This window comes from Romboutsia lituseburensis (assembly GCF_024723825.1).
Classification (GTDB): Bacteria; Bacillota; Clostridia; order Peptostreptococcales; family Peptostreptococcaceae; genus Romboutsia_F; species Romboutsia_F lituseburensis_A.
The window spans coordinates 3524414-3541912 of record NZ_JANQBQ010000001.1; the positions used below are offsets into that span (position 1 = coordinate 3524414).

A 17499-nucleotide genomic window follows, 5' to 3' on the forward strand; every position below is an offset into this window, starting at 1 on the left:
TAAAAAATTTACTTTGTATAAGTCACTTCATAGGGGTTACACTTTATGTTGCCAACGACTTCGCCAGTTATAAAAAGTACCTAAATTACTTTAGGTACTTTACTGCTATATTTATAAGATCAGTTTTACTTATATCATTATCATACTTGCTAAGCATATCATTAACCAAATTATACTTATCCATTAAACTTCCATCTTTAAAGCTATTTAAAATCTCATCTTTATGTTCCTCAAGATACTTTAAATCCTTGTCACTAAGATTTATATAATTATCAGAAACAACCTTATCTAAATCCTTACCAACTTCCTTAACATCAAGCTTTTTAGTATCACCATCTAAAGAAACAACAGCATTATAATCATTAGAAGAAACTAAGATACTGTAATCATTATCAGACTTTTTAGCTTTGTCACCAACAGCATTATTAGTAGTCTTATTTTTCTTAGTACCATCTAATTTAACACTATTATTAGTCTTTGATTTGTTAGCTTTAGTTGTTTCTTTTATTTCAGTGTTATTAGAAATTAAGCCTTTAGAAGAAAATTTCATATCATTAAATACACTTATTCCTAGAAATAATACACCTACAATAGCTATAAATTTAATAAATCTAAACATATTAATACTCCTTTAAAATAATAATATTTAATTTATAGCCAAGTATTTGGAAAGTATACATATAAATATATTAGAAATGTCATTTACTACTTTAGTATACCTAATGAGTATTACACGTAAGGCGTATAAGGGTAGTACCAAAACTATCGGAATAGTCAATATTAAATTCTACATAGAACAAATAAAATAGTATACATAATTGATAAGTTAATTAGTATTATCATTTCTGATTTTACTATTAAGTTAAAAACATCTTTAACAGTTAGCACAGATCGTTTGTAAGATCGACAGTGTTTACATAATTGATTAAAGCAAAAGACAATTATACAGATAAAGAAAGCTACAGCGATTAATATTGTTATTAATCCTGTCAAATATACAAATGTATTTAATATTAAGCGGATTAGTTTTATACAAAATGAAAATAACATCATTATTACACATAACATTAATATCACAAAGGCTATAGGTGGTATTAAGTCATCTTTTTTATTCATAACATCCTCCTTAAAGTATTTTAAAGGTTTTATATTATACATATGGATGAATTTGTATGAATAGAAGTAATTATGAAAGAAATTCTATTAGGGGGAATTTTATAAATGATAGATATACATTGCCATATATTACCTGGTATAGACGATGGAGCAAAAGATATGAAAGAAGCTTTAAAAATGGCAAGGATTGCTCAAAGCGAAGGAATAAAAACTATAATAAATACGTCTCATTATCATCCAGATTTTGATAAGGAATCAATAGAAAAGGTTTCTAAAGAAGCAGAAAACTTTAATAAAGCATTAAAAGAAAATAATATAGACTTAGAAGTATTAACTGGCAATGAACTTTATTATAGTGATGAATTATTAGATCAGATAGCAAAGAGTAAAATATATACTTTAAATGGAAGTAAGTATGTTTTAATTGAGTTTTCTCATGTAAAATTTCCTGAAAAACTTTGTGAGATAATATATGAATTTAAGTTAAAGGGATATAAGCCAATACTTGCTCATGTAGAAAGGTATGCAGAAGTTCAAAAAAATCCAGGTATAATATATGATGCTATACAAGAAGGAGCTCTTGTACAAGTTAATGCTTCTAGTGTAGTGAATAAGTCATTAGGTTCTTTAAATAGTACTTGCGAGACACTTATGAGACAAAATATGGTTCATTTTGTGGGTACAGATGCACACGGATCAGAAAATAGAAGACCTTTAATGAAAGATGCATATCAGCATGTATGCAATAAATATAAACCAGGCACAGCCAATAAATTATTTATAGAAAATCCGAAAAGTGTCATAAAAGATGAAGATATAGATACAAGTAAAGCAATAGATCCATCTGAAAAGAAAGGCTTCTTATCTAAAATATTTAAAAATTTTTAAATGAAAGTTCCTAATTAGTTATTTATACTAGTCTAGGAACTTTTTTATATAATAATTTACTATAAATTTTAAAAGTAGTAAAAATATTTGATATTTCAATTGTTTTAGCTATCTATTGATTTAAATATAGAAAAACTATAAAATATTTTAAAGGAAAATATTGACATTATAGTTGCTGTAAGGTGTTAAATAAAGATATATTATAGCTAAAATGCAAGGGAGAGTAAATTATGAAAATTAAAGATGCAGAGTTGCTTACGGGTTTGTCAGCAAATACAATTCGTTTTTATGAAAATGAAGGATTAATATCTGTAAAAAGAAATTCTAATTCATATAGAGTTTATGATGAGAATAATATTGAAGAATTAAAGTACATTAAGAATCTGAGGAAATTAGGAGTTTCAATTTCTAAAATAAAAGAACTTAATAATAAAAAAATTTCACTAAAAAAAGTACTTGAAGACAGAATAAGGGAAATAGAAGAAGAAGAAATCACTTTTGAAAGCAAAAAAGATATTATCCGGGAAATATTAAAAGATATAAATAAAAATGTAGATATTGATCTAAATAAATATTCAGATGAGTTAGAGTATATTGAGACAGAAGAATACACAGAACTTATAACAGAGATAAATAAGCTTGGTCAGTCTTCATTATTATTTCAATTACTAATTACTTTAATATGGTCAAGTCCATTTATAACATTTTATACTAGTATCAATGAAAAGAACTATGAGTCAATCGGATTAAAAAGTATGTTATGCATAATAGCAACAGTAGTACTTACTTTAAGTTGGAGGAAATATCTAAGTCAAAATGATAAAAAGTTCGGTGGAACAATTAGCTTTATAGTAGGTATAATATTAGTTCTAATTTTAACTTTATTTATATATGTATTTATAGGTAAGTTACAAGCACTTATATTTGTACCGGATGATTATATAATGTATATGTATAAAGCTCCTTATAGTTATATATCTTTATTTTTTGAGGTAGAGATATTTATATTACTTATAACATTTTTATATACACGTATAAAAAATGTAGAGTGGCAGTGGGCAACATGTATATTTGATTTTATGAAAAACAATTTTATCAAGGTAATAATATTAAATTTAGTGTTATTATATATGGGCATTACGGGCATTACTGTGGTAACTAAAACTCAAATTGTTGATTATAGTTTTTACAATCCTTTTGGTACTGAATATACATATGATGATATTAGTGAAGTTAGTGCAGGATTTATAGGAAAACAACGAAAGTTGTTCGGTGGTCAACCAGGGGATTTTTATTACATAGTAACATTAAATGATAATAAAAAAATAAACTTCTATCAAGCAAGTAGCGCTTATGAAGATACATACTTAGAACTTGAGGTATTTGATAAATTAATTGTTGATAATACTAAAGCTAAAAAAGTATCGTCAAAAGAAAATTATAAGTTATGTTATTTTGATAAAAAATATGTAGATAGATTTTTAAGAATAATTGAATATTAATATTAATAAAAACACTAGAAAATTTAAATCTAGTGTTTTATTTTTGTTTAGGCGAAGCAAATTTTTTATGTCATATAGATACTAATTTCTAAGTATTATTGCTTTATTTTAAGACACACAACTAAAAGATAAAACAACAATCATCACTATAATCATAGATATTTTTTTTTAATAGCCTAAAATGTAAATTTACAATGAATGACAGGGAAATATTTATAAAGGTTTAGATATTTATTTACGAGAATATAATGAATATAAATTTTATATTAAAAATATTAAAAAGGAGAAACTATTATGATTAAGCAGGAAAAAAAGATTATTATAGGTGGTGTTATTACGGCTGCTTTAGTATCTTCAGGACTTACGATGAGTCAGATGGAAGAGGTTGTAGCGGATAACGGAAACTACAAAAGCCAATCAGAAATAACAATAGAAAAAGAAGTACAAACAGCTGAAGTTGTTAAAGCTGTAAGTGATACAAAACTTGATGAAGAAGTAAAAATACAAGATGAAAAACAAGAGAATCCAAACACAGATACAAATGATGAAAATAATAAAGTAGAACATGATTATAAGCCAATAATCAAGCCACAAAATAAGCCAAGCTATACAAAGCCTGATAATGGATCAAATAATAATTCAAATAATAATGCTAAACCAGAACCTCCAACTCAACCACCAGCTGAAGAAGAAATACAGGACAAGCCAAGTGTTGAACCTCCAACAGATGATTCACAAAACCCAGAAACACCAGATGTACAACCACCATCACAAGAGGAAGATACAACTGAAAATGATCAGGCTACAACGGAAAATAGATCACCTGTATTACCGGAAATAAATTTGAATTCGTATGAAAAGTAAAAAAATGACAGGAATAAAAAAAATACCAAAAAAATCAACTATATTCCTAAAAGAAAAAGTATAAAAAAACTTTATATTTTATTATAAAAAATGTTTTTATACTTAAAATTAAGTCGTTAAATTAAAAAAAGAAGCTATTTTTAGTAAATGGTTTCTTTTTTTAAGTGCAAAAGTGAAAAAATAATAAAAAAATGTAGAAAAAAGGAGAACGAAAAAAACGTTTTAATGTTAAATGTTATGATAAAATACGAAATGGATAATATAGATTAAATATAGTTATTCAAAACTACTTTTCTAAATAAATAAAAACTTAATCTTTTGGAAAAGGAGGAAATTTATGAGGATATTAGTAGTGTCAGAATCATTTATGACTAGGGAATCTTTAGGAAATTTATTTGGACAATATTCAACAACCAGGGAAGTAATATCGATTAAATCTCTTAGTAAAATAGATAAACATGAATTATTAAATTTTAGCTTTATATTTATTGAAATTGTGTATAAAAATAAGGATGAATTAGACACTATAAGCTTATTAAAGAGAGTCTCACCAAATGTAAAAGTTATGGTGCTAGATCGAACTAAAAGTAATCAGATACTTGAAATGGCTATAAAATCTAAAATAGAGGGTTATTTGCTTTATGTGATAGACAAAGATGAATTTAAATATCATTTTGAAAAGATAAAAAATGGTAAAAGGGTCTATGAATCAGAGGCTATAGAAAAAATAATCTATAATGATATAAAAGGTTTAGATATTTTAAGTAAAAGAGAAAGGCAAGTTTTAGATGAACTTGCTAAGGGGTTAAATAATAAAGAAATTGGAGAAAAACTGTACATAGCTGAGTGTACAGTAAAAAAGCATGTAAGTAACATTCTTCAAAAATTAGAATTAAAAAATAGGCAAGAAGTTATAATATACAACCAGAAACTTAGTTAAATTATACTAAATGGTAGCAATAAATATAAATTGAATAACTCTATAGGATAATATATATAGTCAAATTAGTTAATATATTTTTATTTGCAATTTAGTTAGAATATAAAGAAATGAGTAATTTGATAGATGATGATATAAATTAGGGGGTAAAATATGAAAGTATTTATTATATCAGAGTCCTTTATAGTTAGAGATTCTTTAAACAATTTATTTCAAGAAATGTTTGATCAAGTTTATATAGAATCAGCTTCGAATAAAAATGAATTTGAAACTAAGGACTTAAGTAATTTTAACTTTATATTTATAGATGCTACTATAAGAGATACAGAAATCGTGCATATAGTAGATAAAATAAAAAATGTATCTCAAGATATAAAAATAATGGTCATGGATGTTAGAAAAAATAAGACTTTATTTTTAGAATTAGTTAAGCTTGGAGTAGATGGATATATATTAAATATTTTAGATAAAGAAGAGTATATATATATTGTCAAAAGAATCATGATGGGTAAAAAGTTTTATGATTCAGAGTTATTACAAGAAAGTATAGAAAATCAAATTGGTGCTACTAATGTAAAGTTAACTCAAAGAGAGTTTAATGTATTAACTTATGTCTGTAAGGGGTTTAGCAATAAAGAAATAGCAAAAGCTCTAACAGTAACAGATTATACAATAAAAAAACATGTAAGTAGTATCTTGCATAAACTACATTTGAAAAATAGACAAGATATAATAATTTATGCAAGAGATAATAATTTAGTACAAAGTAATTAAATGATATAAGAAGAACTTTCGATTAATAATTGAAGGTTCTTTTTTATATTAGAGAATCTTTATTTTATAGTGAATGTAAAAATACTAGATGCTACCGATATTAATTGAACTAAAAAATATAAAAAAGGAAACTATGTATAGTAAAGTATAAAATTTTTATTAAAATTAAAAATAAAAAAAAATGATAATAATAATTATAAAAAATAAAAATGATAGAATAAAATCGAATTATCGAGTATGAAAAAGAAAAGTGTAGATATAAAGTGGTTGAATTATACTTTAGTATACCTAAAATTACTTACAATTTATGATTACTAATAATTAATAAAAATGTATACTATATAGTGTAAATAGTTAGTAATTGGAATAATATTAATAAAAATAATAAGAATTATAATTTATAAACAAAAGAATAAAGAAGTATTTAGAAGTGAAGAAGTATACCTTGTATCTGGGCACTTAGAGGTATACGGAGCTAGTAGTGCAACCGGCTAAATAACTTGATATATTTAAGTAGGGGGTAATATGCAAGTTATTGTAATTTCAGAATCATTAATAATAAGAAGAGGAATCGTACAAATTTTATCAGAAGAAAAATATATAAGTAGTATAAAAGAAAGTCATTTATATACAGATATATATAAGGAAGATTATGACTTAATACTTATAGATCTAAATAAGAATAATAAGCAGTACTTATATGACCTGGAGCATTTAAAGAAAACTACAAATACAAAGGTTATGGTGCTAGATTTTTATGAAGATAGAACGCTATTTTCAAAATGTATGAAATCAGGTATAGATGGGTATATATTAGCAAATATAGACTCAGAAGATATAGGATATGCAGTGAAACAATTATATAGAGGCAAAAAATACTATGATGCAGAACTTATAGAAAATTATATATTCAAAGGTGAAAATGAAGATATAGAAGAATTAACTAAAAGAGAGCAAGAAGTATTAATATATATAGCAAAAGGAAAAACAAATATAGAAATATCAAAGGAATTATATATAACAGAGCATACTGTTAAAAAGCATACTAGTAACATATTTGCTAAACTTAACTTAAAAGATAGAATGCAGGCAGCGTTATATGCATATAATAAAGGACTTGTACAATTTTAAATAATAAACATCAAAGCTAGTTTAAATATATATTTAAGTTAGCTTTTTTATGTCTAAGATAGTTATAATATTTTAAATTTATATATAATCTATATATTTGAATTAACCGAAATTTTATTGAAAAGATCATTTTGCTCATAGTGCCAATGATTTTATACGTTGCTTAAGGTGTTTACACCATTAAATGACGTTTTATAGAATTTAAAGTTTTTTTTTGTGAAAAATATATATATTTAATATATAGAGATAATAACATAATTTAAGCTTTATTTTTTAATTGTGTGCAAGACTTTTTATTAATTAATAAAAAGAAATATATAAAATCAAATCAAATCAAATAAGTATAAAAACATTCCTAGTTATATAAAAGATATGTTTTTTGTCAACTAAAGATAAAGTAGCTAATAGTACAAACACTAAAAAACTAGAAAAATGTATATACAAACTTATTAAAAATTATACATTTTCAAATTATATTTAATGAAAAAAAGGTCGGTATATATACAGAAAAGTAGAACGGATTATACTTTGGTAGTAGGCATAATACCGCTGTGTACTGATTATGAATAGTAATATTAGGATATATAATAAGTGCATAAGTTATTTTGTAGGAGTAGTTAAATATAGGAAAAGAGTAAGTATTTAGAAGCTATGAAGTATATCTTGTATTTGGGCACTTAGAGGTATACAGAGCCAGTAGTGCAACCGGCTAAATAACTTTAATATTTGTTGGGGGGAAAAATATGAAAGCTATTATAATATCTGAATCTTTAATTATAAGAAGAGGTATAGTCGAAATTATATCAGCTGAATCGTGCGTAGCTAGCATAAAAGAAAGTCATTTGTATACAGATATATATAAAGAACATTATGACTTAATAATAGTGGACTTAAATAAAAATAATAAAAAGTATTTATATGAGCTAGAGAAAGTTAAAAATGAGTGTAATTCAAAGGTTATGGTGCTAGATTTTTATGAAGATAGGACATTATTTGCGCACTGCATGAAAATAGGTATAGATGGGTATATACTAGCAAATATAGACTCAGAAGATATAGGATATGCAGTTAAGCAATTAGACAAGGGTAAAAAATATTATGATGCGGATTTAATAGAAAATTATATATCTCATGGAGATACAGAAACTATATCTGAACTAACAAAGAGGGAGCAAGAAATATTAATTTGTATAGCAAAAGGAAAAACAAATATAGAAATATCAAAAGAGCTATATATAACCGAGCATACAGTAAAAAAACATACAAGTAATATATTTGCTAAATTAAACTTAAAGGATAGAATGCAAGCAGCTTTATATGCCTACGATAAAGGTATTGTAGGCTTTTAATAATAACTATAAAAATTAAGCATAAAAAAATGTAGGCACTATTACCATAGTAATTTATAGTGTCTACAAGTCTATACGCCATTAAAAAATATATTTAACTTCTAGTTACTTTGAATAGATAATCAATATATTCTTGCTTAAATACAAGCTTTTTATCTTGGCTAATAGGAATTTTTGTGCCATTTTTTAATAAAAAATCATTTTCTAAAATCTGTTCTATATGTTTCATATTAATCATATAGCTTTTATGACATCTTAAAAATACATTACTCTCAATCAATGTTTCAAGTTTAGATAAAGACATATACGTTTTTATCACACCATCAGTTGTATGTATTAAACAATACTTATTAAATACTTCAATAAATATAATGTTTTTCTGAGGAATTTTTATCATAAGTCTATTTGACAAAACTTGAATAAACTTAAATGAATCTGGAAAGAAATTAACACATCTATTAAGTGTTTTTTCAAATATGTCAAAATCAATTGGCTTTAGCAAATAGTCAATAGCATGGACAGAGTAAGCATCTAAAGCATAATTGGGACTAATTGTAGTAAAAATAATTAAACAGTTATTATCTATTTCTCTTATTTTTTTTGCTACATCGATTCCAAGTGATTTATCTATATAAATATCTAGAAAAATAATTTCAAAATAATCTTTTTCTAAATCATTAAATAAACTTTCTTCACATTCATATTGCATAATTTCCACATTTAAAGTATTTAGCAAGCTGTATTTATTAATAAGATTAGTCAAATGTTTTAAGTCATCTTTACAATCATCACATATTGCAATACGCAAATTAAACACTCCTCGCTAGATTTATATATAAAATTATAGCATAAAACAATATTTATTTAGAATCTCAAGAGAGGTAAAATTACGATATTAAAGGGGGTTTTACGTAATAAGTGGTAACATAATAAAAAAGAACTATTTACTAAATATTAAATCCTTCCTTTTTATTATACTAATGATTTTGGATTATTATATTTTATTTTCATGTAGCATTATAGATGCTTCAAATTTATTGTTATCAGAATTAAATCTTATAATTCCATCGTACTTTTTTATAATTTGTAAAACCGAAGAAATACCAATACCTTCATATTTGAAATCTCGTTTAGATGATAAGAATATATCATCTTTTTTCTTTAACTTTCCGTTATAGCTATTATCAATAGTTATAATAATCATATCAAAATAAATCTTAGTATTTATATTGATAAATTTATTTTTACTTAAGTTGAGGCAAGCTTCTATAGCATTTTCTATACAATTTCCAAATATAATGCATAAATCAGAATCGAGTACATTAATAGTATTAGGCAAATCTACACAAATATTCATATCTATGTTGTTTATATTACATAGATTAATATAATGATTTAAAAGGCAATTAATAGCAAAGTTTTTACAAAGATCAGAATTAAATTTATAAGATAAATTACTTTCATATTGACAAATATATTTTTTTAACTGATCATATTTTTTATTTTCTATACAACTTTTCATAATTGCGATATGGTGTTTTAAATCATGCCTAAGAGCTTTTGTTTCACAAATATAATTACTTAATTTTTCATATTGGTTCTTTTGTAAATCAAGTTGATTTTTTATATATAAAGAATTTCTTTCTAGTGTTAAATTAGAATTAACATTTTTGATAAACTGAAACTGAATATAATATAAAATAAAAAACTCTATAAATAAAAATATTTGTATTGGCAAATAAAATAATGAAAATCTAGATTCTATATCTATATAAGTTATTGCTAAAAACTTAATAACAAAAAATCCAAGTTGAGATAAAACAACAAACTTCCATATTTTAATATTACTTATCTCTAAAGCTGGAATAACTACTTTATCTAAAAAATTCCTTATAGGTATAATGGTTATTAAAAATAATAATAACTCAAATAAAGTAACATATATATAATATTTTACAGAGAAAAACTTTTCATATTTTGACACAGCTAAAGATGATATCCAGTATAAAATTCCTGTATATTGTAATTGAAATATATATACAAGACAACATTTATAGAGGCTATCATTAACTAAAAAATAAAATAAATAAAAATATACTATGTTAAATCCTAGATTTAAAAATTCACCAACAGATAAACTAATTAAATCTAAATGCCACCAATGTGAAAGTAAACTTTTAAAGCCAATAAATACTAGATACATTAAAATATATACTCTAGTAGGTGGTATTTTAAGTTTGTGTTTAAACGTATGATGTGTAATAAAAGTAAATACCAAAACAGTAACACTCATACAAGCTAAAGATGATATAAAAAGTTCCATATTACTACTCCTAAAATTGCTATAAATATTTAAACATAAATAAATAATATCACAAAATAAAAAAATAAGGTGAAAATATAGCCTATAATAAAAGCATAACCTAAAAAAATATATATATTAAAAATTTTTTATTGTATATTTAGATAAATAGAAAATAGGTATAATATATTATTATAAATAAGAGAATAAATGATTTGGAATAAATGGGATATGGTGATGAGAATAATGATAAACACAACTTCAAGGCAATTAAACATAATCAAAACACTATTAAGTAGTAATGAACCAATGAGCAGTATTGCACTAAGTCAAGCTATAGGATGTTCAACTAAAACAATACAAAGCGAGATAAAAGAAATAAATAAAGTAATTAAAAAAGGAAAAATAGTATCAATAAGAGGTGTAGGATATAAGATAGAGGGTAGCTTAGAAGAGTTAGATTTAAATAAAGATATATACAATGATATAGATAGAGTAGGATATATTATAAAAGAGTTATTAAATTTAAGAAATGAAGAAGCCATAAAACTTGAAGACTTAGCAGATTCAATGTATGTAAGTGTATCGACAGTAAAAAATGATTTAAAAGAAGTTAAAGAAATTTTAAAAGAGTATAATATAAAAGTAGCGACAAAGCATAAGCAAGGAATACTAGTTTTAGGGAGAGAAAAAGATATCGTAGCTTGTATATCGGACTTATGCAATAAAAAAGAAAATGAATTAAGTATAAGTGATTTTTTAAAGCCTAGTATAAAAAATAATATATTTTCAATAAAAAATATGATTTTGGATATATTAAATGATGAAAAAATGATACTAACAGATATAGAGTTTAAAAATATATTAAACTTTATACTAATATCATTAAGTAGAAATATAGATGAAATATATGAAAATGAGTTAAAATCAAATATTATATATGAAAAAATCAAAACAATATCATCAAAAGAGCAAATATTAAAATCAGAAAAAGAATATATAAAAAAATATATAATAGATTACAAAAACAAAAGAAATGATATATTAAACAATAATAAAAACAAAGAACTTATTTTAAACTCTATAAAAGAATTTACTCAAAACTTAAAAACAGCAACATCAATAGATATAATAGATGATAAAATATTTGAAGAATGTTTATATAATCATATAAACAATTTATATAAAAGGACTAAGTTAGGAATAAATCAAAATCTAATTGGTCTAAATGATATAAAAATAAAATATCCATTTGCATTTGAATTAGCAAAAATAGCTAAAAAAACTATAGAAAAAAATCTGGATATAAATATAAGTGAAGAAGAAATTTCAAGTATAGCGCTTCATGTAGGAGGAGCAATAGAAAGATCATCTCAGGGTAATGAAAAAAGAGTTTTAAAAACTATAATAGTATGTACTTCTGGTATAGGTACATCCATGCTTATAAAATCTAAATTAGAAAATATATTCAAAGATAGATTAGAGATACTTAAAATAATACCATCCTATTTAGTAGATTATATAAATGCTATAGATGTAGATTTTGTAATATCAACAGTACCACTTCAATTAGAAAATATACCTGTAATAAATGTATCTGCAATGCTTACTGATAAAGAGATAAAAATGATTGAAAAATACATAGAAACAGGTAATGTATATATGGATTTAGAGGTAGAGAGCTTAATAGAGACTAAATTATTTTTTATAGACATAGATTTAGAAACTAAAGAAGAAGTAATAAATTACATGGCAGATAAGTTAATTGAGTATAAATATATAGATAAGGATATGAAGCAATCTTATTTAGAAAGAGAGCAAATAGCAACAACTGAGATAGGGAATATGGTAGCTATACCTCATGGAGCTAACGGAATAATATATGAAAGTAAAGTTGCTATTGGAATACTTAAAAACCCGATAAATTGGGAGATAGGTAAAGTTAGACTTGTTATAATGTTAGCAGTTGATAAAGATAAGATACTTGACTATGAAGAATTATTTTTAAATATCTACAAAAGGGTAGATTCTATAGCAAAAGTAATAAGTATATGCGAAAATAAGAACTTTGAAAAGTTCTCAAATATGTTTAAACGATAAATTTCTCTTTTAATTAAGAGAAATTTTTTGACTTTCAAGGAAAAAGATTTCCGGTTATTATAAATACAAGAGATACACAACATAAAAATAAATCGAAGAAAAAATTAGCTTTGCTTAAGTTACTGTGTGAGAACTACACTTTATGGAGACAGTGACTTCGTCAGTTACTTTAAGCAAACGTTATACAGAAAAATAAAGTAGAGGTGAAATCTATGATATATACAGTAACATTAAACCCTTCTATAGATTATGTGGTTAAATTGAAAAATTTATCTACAGGAGATATAAATCGAGTAAGCGAGGAGTATGTTTATCCAGGCGGTAAGGGTATAAATGTATCATTAATATTAAAAGAGCTAGGATATAAAAGTAATGCTCTAGGATTTATAAGTGGATTTACAGGACAATATATAGAAAGTATTTTAAATGAAAGAGGATTAAACTCAGATTTTATAAAACTAGAAAATGGATTCACAAGAATAAATGTAAAAATAAAATCAAATGAAGAAACTGAAATCAATGGCCAAGGTCCTCATATATCAAGTGAAAAGTTAGATGAGTTATATGAAAAAATAGAAAGCCTAAATGAAGATGACATATTAGTTTTAGCTGGAAGCATACCTTCAACACTTGATGAAAAGCTTTATGAAAATATAATGGCAAGGATTGAAAATAAAGGAATAAAGGTTGTAGTTGATGCAACTAAAAATTTACTTTTAAATGTTTTAAAATATAAGCCATTTTTAATAAAGCCAAACAATATTGAATTAGAAGAAATGTTTAACGTAAAACTTGAAACTACAGAAGATATAGTTTTATATGCGAATAAATTAAAAGAAATGGGAGCTAAAAATGTTTTAGTATCTATGGGAAAAGATGGAGCACTTTTAGTAACAGAAGACAATAAAGTTTTAAAAAGTTCTGTTGCAAAAGGAGAAGTTAAAAACTCAGTAGGTGCAGGAGATTCTATGGTTGGTGGATTTATAGCAGGATATCTAAAAAATAATAGCTATGAAGAAGCCTTAAAACTAGGAGCAGCAAGTGGAAGTGCAACAGCATTTTCATATGATTTAGCAACTAGCGATTTTATAAATGAATTATTAGAACAAATAAATATAGAGTATATAAACTAATAAATATTTTACAAAATGAAGACACGATAACGTGAAATATCAAGAAAGGAAATTGATAACATGAGAATAACAGACTTAATAAATAAAAAATCTGTAAGCTTAGACTTATATGCAGATAACAAAATGAAAGCTATTGATAAACTTGTAGATTTAGTTAATAATAGTGGAAACTTAAACAATAAAGAAGAATATAAAAGTGCAATAATAGCTCGTGAAAATATGAGTACAACAGGAATAGGAGAAGGTGTAGCTATTCCTCATGCTAAAACAAAAGCTGTTGATAATGCATGTCTAGCGGCTGCAATTTGTAAAGAAGGTATAGATTATGAATCATTTGATGGAAGCTTATCTCACTTATTCTTTATGATAGCTGCACCAGATGGAGCAAATGATACACATCTAGAGGTATTATCTAGATTATCTACTATACTTATGGATGAAGAATTTAGAAATGATTTAATAAATGCTATATCAGTAGAAGAATTTATAGACTTAATAGATAAAAAGGAAAGTGAAAAGTTCCCAGAATCTAAACCAGAACCTAAAGTACAAGCTAAAAAATCTAAAGAAAAGAAATATCCTAAAGTATTAGCAGTAACAGCTTGTCCAACAGGAATAGCTCATACTTTTATGGCAGCAGAAAGTTTAAACAAAACAGGTGAGAAAAAAGGAGTTTCGATAAAAGTTGAAACAAATGGTTCATCAGGAGCTAAAAACATATTAACTAAGGAAGAAATAGAACATGCTGAGTGTATAATAGTTGCAGCTGATAAAAATGTTGAGATGGCTAGATTTAACGGAAAAAAAGTTATAATAACTAAAGTTTCAAATGGAATACACAAAGCAGATGAATTAATAGAAAGAGCTTCAAAAGGAGATGCTCCAATATACAATCACTCAGGAGCAAGTGCTACTCAAGAAAGTGCTGAAGACGAAACAGCTTTTAGAAAAGTATACAAACACTTAATGAATGGGGTTTCAAATATGTTACCATTCGTTGTAAGTGGTGGTATATTAATAGCATTAGCATTCTTATTTGATAATTATGCAATAGACCCTAAACATTTTGGTTCAAATACACCTTTAGCGGCATTCTTTAAAGGAATAGGAGATTATGCATTTGGATTTATGTTACCAGTTCTTGCAGGATACATTGCATACTCAATTGCTGATAGACCAGCTATGGTAGTAGGTTTTGTAGGAGGTATACTTGCTAAAGAAGGTGGAGCAGGATTCTTAGGAGCTTTACTAGCAGGTTTTATAGCAGGATATTTAGTATTAGGACTTAAAAAATTCTTTAGTTTCTTACCACAATCACTTGATGGTATAAAGCCAGTATTATTATTCCCTCTGTTTGGTACTTTACTAATAGGTGTAATAATGACATTTGTAGTTATACCTCCAGTAAAAGGTATAAATGATGGTATGGTAGCATTCTTAAATGGTCTTGGCGGAAGTTCAAAGGTAGTTTTAGGACTAGTATTAGGTGCCATGATGGCAATAGATATGGGCGGTCCTATCAACAAAGCAGCATATGTATTTGGTGTGGCATCACTTGATGCAGGTCAATTTGAAATAATGGCTGCAGTAATGGCAGGAGGTATGGTTCCTCCACTTGCAATAGCTTTAGCTACAACATTCTTTAAAAATAGATTTACAAAAGAACAACAAGAATCAGGTAAAGTTAACTATGTAATGGGAGCATCATTTATAACAGAAGGTGCAATACCATTTGCAGCAGCTGACCCTCTTAAAGTAATACCAGCATGTGTAGTAGGTTCTGCTACAGCAGGTGCATTAAGTATGGTATTTGGATCAGCACTTCGTGCTCCACACGGTGGAATATTTGTTATACCAGTTGTATCAAATCCTTTAGGATATATAGCTGCAATAGCTATAGGTTCTGTAGTTGGTATGGTCATATTATCAATATTAAAGAAACCTTTAGATAAACAAGCATAATAAAAAGCTGTCTCATAATTGAGGCAGCTTTTTTAATTCTTTATAAGCATTTAAGTAATCCAAAAATAAGTTCTTTGATAAACTTTTTTATATCTTTTTCTGGACCACTAAAAACCATATTATTTTTCATATTTTATTTTCCTTTCTACGTGTATAAAATTTAGTTATAATATCAAGTGATTTTGCGAGATTTAAGAAAAAGTAAAGATACTATATACTCTACTATAAATGCTAAGATTTATCATTAATGTTTGCATGAAAGGGCATTTTAATTACCCCAATAACAAGTTTTATACATTCATTTATATTGATTAATCTAAATTTAGTTTAATCAATAATTTCAGAAGAAGTATTATTTAAATCAAAGTGTCTTGAATAAATACAAAGTCACTATCATATTTAAAATGTTTATTAAACTTTAAATCATGTACATAAGTTTCTATTTTTCCATCTTCATAATACTCTTTTTTATATATTACATATTTCGAATCATGTATTCCAACAATAGATACTTTTTTATCTTCACTTGAGTTATTAACACTAAATATCTGTTTTTGATTTTCATCTAAAATTCCAAGTTGTTCTTTGTTTATATATATATAATATAATTTTTGTTCTTTAAGGATATCGATTATATTATTATTAATATTAATAGTTTTAAAGTTATTATTTATATCGAATAGTAAAACTTCAGGAGTATTTTTATTATATAATACAATAATATTATTTTTATACACTCCTAAAAGTTGAACAGATTCTTTAGGACAATTTGATTCTATTAGAATATTTTTTGAAATTACTTTATTATTTTTTATTGATTCTATAAAATCGGATAGATTATATAAAGTTATCCTATTAAATAGGTCTATATTATTTATATTATATTCCGTTATTTCTGAAAGCTCATTAGATTGAAAATTAGATTCATCAATAACTAAAAATATATTCCCTTTATAATTAATATAGTATGGTCTATATATTGAATTACAAAAATACTTATTGTCTATTTTATATTTATTACTTTCTAAGATTAAGTAACTTTGATATACGTTAGTACTATCATCTTGTAATTTTATAAATATATTATCATCAATAAAATAAATATCTGCTAAATGATTATTTTTAAATAAATTTTCTTTATATATACAGTTAAATTTTTTATCGTTAATTTTATATATAAGTAATTCTTTATCTGATTGTTTACATTTGTAAATAGTTTGTGATAGATTATCACAGAAGAAAAATGTTTCTAAATCGACTGAGTATATTTTTTTTAATGTATTTGTCTTAGTATTATAAGTATATAATATATTTTCGTCAGTATCATAATTACAAGCAGAAATATAAAAATCATCAAAATGCCTCAATAGTATTTCTGGATTTATACAATTATTAATTTTTATGCCTAAAATATTTTTATTCATTTCAATTATCTCCT

Annotated in this window: 14 protein-coding genes and 2 riboswitches; of the genes, 10 read left to right on the plus strand and 4 right to left on the minus strand. The window is 24.9% G+C overall.

From position 1 onward, the window contains the following. Positions 1-85: 85 nt before the first annotated feature. Positions 86-619 carry a hypothetical protein gene (locus tag NWE74_RS17030; RefSeq protein ID WP_258244162.1) on the minus strand — a complete coding sequence of 178 codons (534 nt, stop codon included), beginning with the start codon at positions 617-619 and terminating at the stop codon, positions 86-88. Positions 620-1221: 602 nt separating this feature from the next. Here NWE74_RS17030 and NWE74_RS17035 point away from each other — a divergent pair. From NWE74_RS17035 to NWE74_RS17065, 7 genes are all read left to right on the plus strand, one after another. Further along, on the plus strand, positions 1222-2004 hold the full coding sequence (locus NWE74_RS17035; RefSeq protein WP_258244163.1) for a tyrosine-protein phosphatase: 783 nt from the start codon (positions 1222-1224) through the stop codon (positions 2002-2004). A 230-nt stretch (positions 2005-2234) separates the two neighbouring features. Beyond that, positions 2235-3506: a MerR family transcriptional regulator gene (locus NWE74_RS17040; RefSeq protein WP_258244164.1), complete on the plus strand. Its 1272-nt coding sequence runs from the start codon at positions 2235-2237 to the stop codon at positions 3504-3506. A 294-nt stretch (positions 3507-3800) separates the two neighbouring features. Continuing rightward, positions 3801-4370 carry a hypothetical protein gene (locus NWE74_RS17045; RefSeq protein ID WP_258244165.1) on the plus strand — a complete coding sequence of 190 codons (570 nt, stop codon included), beginning with the start codon at positions 3801-3803 and terminating at the stop codon, positions 4368-4370. A gap of 337 nt (positions 4371-4707) precedes the next feature. After that, entirely contained in the window at positions 4708-5310 is a 603-nt protein-coding gene (locus NWE74_RS17050; protein WP_258244166.1) for a response regulator transcription factor, read from the plus strand. 153 nt (positions 5311-5463) lie between these two features. Further along, positions 5464-6084, plus strand: coding sequence for a helix-turn-helix transcriptional regulator (locus tag NWE74_RS17055; RefSeq protein WP_258244167.1), 621 nt, complete (start codon positions 5464-5466; stop codon positions 6082-6084). Positions 6085-6501: 417 nt separating this feature from the next. Then, positions 6502-6586: riboswitch (cyclic di-GMP riboswitch) on the plus strand. A gap of 23 nt (positions 6587-6609) precedes the next feature. After that, on the plus strand, positions 6610-7215 hold the full coding sequence (locus NWE74_RS17060; RefSeq protein WP_258244168.1) for a response regulator transcription factor: 606 nt from the start codon (positions 6610-6612) through the stop codon (positions 7213-7215). A 635-nt stretch (positions 7216-7850) separates the two neighbouring features. Continuing rightward, positions 7851-7935: riboswitch (cyclic di-GMP riboswitch) on the plus strand. Positions 7936-7958: 23 nt separating this feature from the next. Next, positions 7959-8564 (plus strand): response regulator transcription factor, encoded by a 606-nt coding sequence (locus tag NWE74_RS17065; protein ID WP_258244169.1) that lies wholly within the window; start codon positions 7959-7961, stop codon positions 8562-8564. 94 nt (positions 8565-8658) lie between these two features. Here the strand turns inward: NWE74_RS17065 and NWE74_RS17070 are convergent, their stop codons facing one another. Beyond that, positions 8659-9372 carry a LytR/AlgR family response regulator transcription factor gene (locus NWE74_RS17070; RefSeq protein ID WP_258244170.1) on the minus strand — a complete coding sequence of 238 codons (714 nt, stop codon included), beginning with the start codon at positions 9370-9372 and terminating at the stop codon, positions 8659-8661. Positions 9373-9558: 186 nt separating this feature from the next. Then, positions 9559-10887, minus strand: a complete 1329-nt coding sequence (locus NWE74_RS17075) for a sensor histidine kinase (protein ID WP_258244171.1) — start codon at positions 10885-10887, stop codon at positions 9559-9561. Between the two features lie 189 nt (positions 10888-11076). Between NWE74_RS17075 and NWE74_RS17080 the strand changes: the two genes are divergently transcribed. The 3 genes from NWE74_RS17080 to NWE74_RS17090 all read left to right on the plus strand — a co-directional run bounded on the left by NWE74_RS17080 (position 11077) and on the right by NWE74_RS17090 (position 16061). Continuing rightward, positions 11077-12966 carry a BglG family transcription antiterminator gene (locus NWE74_RS17080; protein WP_258244172.1) on the plus strand — a complete coding sequence of 630 codons (1890 nt, stop codon included), beginning with the start codon at positions 11077-11079 and terminating at the stop codon, positions 12964-12966. 212 nt (positions 12967-13178) lie between these two features. Continuing rightward, entirely contained in the window at positions 13179-14099 is a 921-nt protein-coding gene (gene pfkB, locus NWE74_RS17085) for a 1-phosphofructokinase (RefSeq protein WP_258244173.1), read from the plus strand. 60 nt (positions 14100-14159) lie between these two features. Continuing rightward, on the plus strand, positions 14160-16061 hold the full coding sequence (locus tag NWE74_RS17090) for a PTS fructose transporter subunit IIABC (protein ID WP_258244174.1): 1902 nt from the start codon (positions 14160-14162) through the stop codon (positions 16059-16061). Positions 16062-16417: 356 nt separating this feature from the next. Here the strand turns inward: NWE74_RS17090 and NWE74_RS17095 are convergent, their stop codons facing one another. Then, entirely contained in the window at positions 16418-17485 is a 1068-nt protein-coding gene (locus NWE74_RS17095) for a hypothetical protein (protein ID WP_258244175.1), read from the minus strand. Between the last annotated feature and the right edge of the window lie 14 nt (positions 17486-17499).

Bases quoted from the DNA above. Each gene is read 5' to 3' on its own strand.
- NWE74_RS17060 (WP_258244168.1), top strand. From the start codon at position 6,610: ATGCAAGTTATTGTAATTTCAGAATCATTAATAATAAGAAGAGGAATC.
- NWE74_RS17090 (WP_258244174.1), top strand. From the start codon at position 14,160: ATGAGAATAACAGACTTAATAAATAAAAAATCTGTAAGCTTAGACTTA.
- NWE74_RS17045 (WP_258244165.1), top strand. From the start codon at position 3,801: ATGATTAAGCAGGAAAAAAAGATTATTATAGGTGGTGTTATTACGGCT.
- NWE74_RS17065 (WP_258244169.1), top strand. From the start codon at position 7,959: ATGAAAGCTATTATAATATCTGAATCTTTAATTATAAGAAGAGGTATA.
- NWE74_RS17035 (WP_258244163.1), top strand. From the start codon at position 1,222: ATGATAGATATACATTGCCATATATTACCTGGTATAGACGATGGAGCA.
- NWE74_RS17095 (WP_258244175.1), bottom strand. From the start codon at position 17,485: ATGAATAAAAATATTTTAGGCATAAAAATTAATAATTGTATAAATCCA.
- NWE74_RS17055 (WP_258244167.1), top strand. From the start codon at position 5,464: ATGAAAGTATTTATTATATCAGAGTCCTTTATAGTTAGAGATTCTTTA.
- NWE74_RS17050 (WP_258244166.1), top strand. From the start codon at position 4,708: ATGAGGATATTAGTAGTGTCAGAATCATTTATGACTAGGGAATCTTTA.
- pfkB (WP_258244173.1), top strand. From the start codon at position 13,179: ATGATATATACAGTAACATTAAACCCTTCTATAGATTATGTGGTTAAA.
- NWE74_RS17030 (WP_258244162.1), bottom strand. From the start codon at position 619: ATGTTTAGATTTATTAAATTTATAGCTATTGTAGGTGTATTATTTCTA.
- NWE74_RS17080 (WP_258244172.1), top strand. From the start codon at position 11,077: ATGATTTGGAATAAATGGGATATGGTGATGAGAATAATGATAAACACA.
- NWE74_RS17040 (WP_258244164.1), top strand. From the start codon at position 2,235: ATGAAAATTAAAGATGCAGAGTTGCTTACGGGTTTGTCAGCAAATACA.
- NWE74_RS17075 (WP_258244171.1), bottom strand. From the start codon at position 10,887: ATGGAACTTTTTATATCATCTTTAGCTTGTATGAGTGTTACTGTTTTG.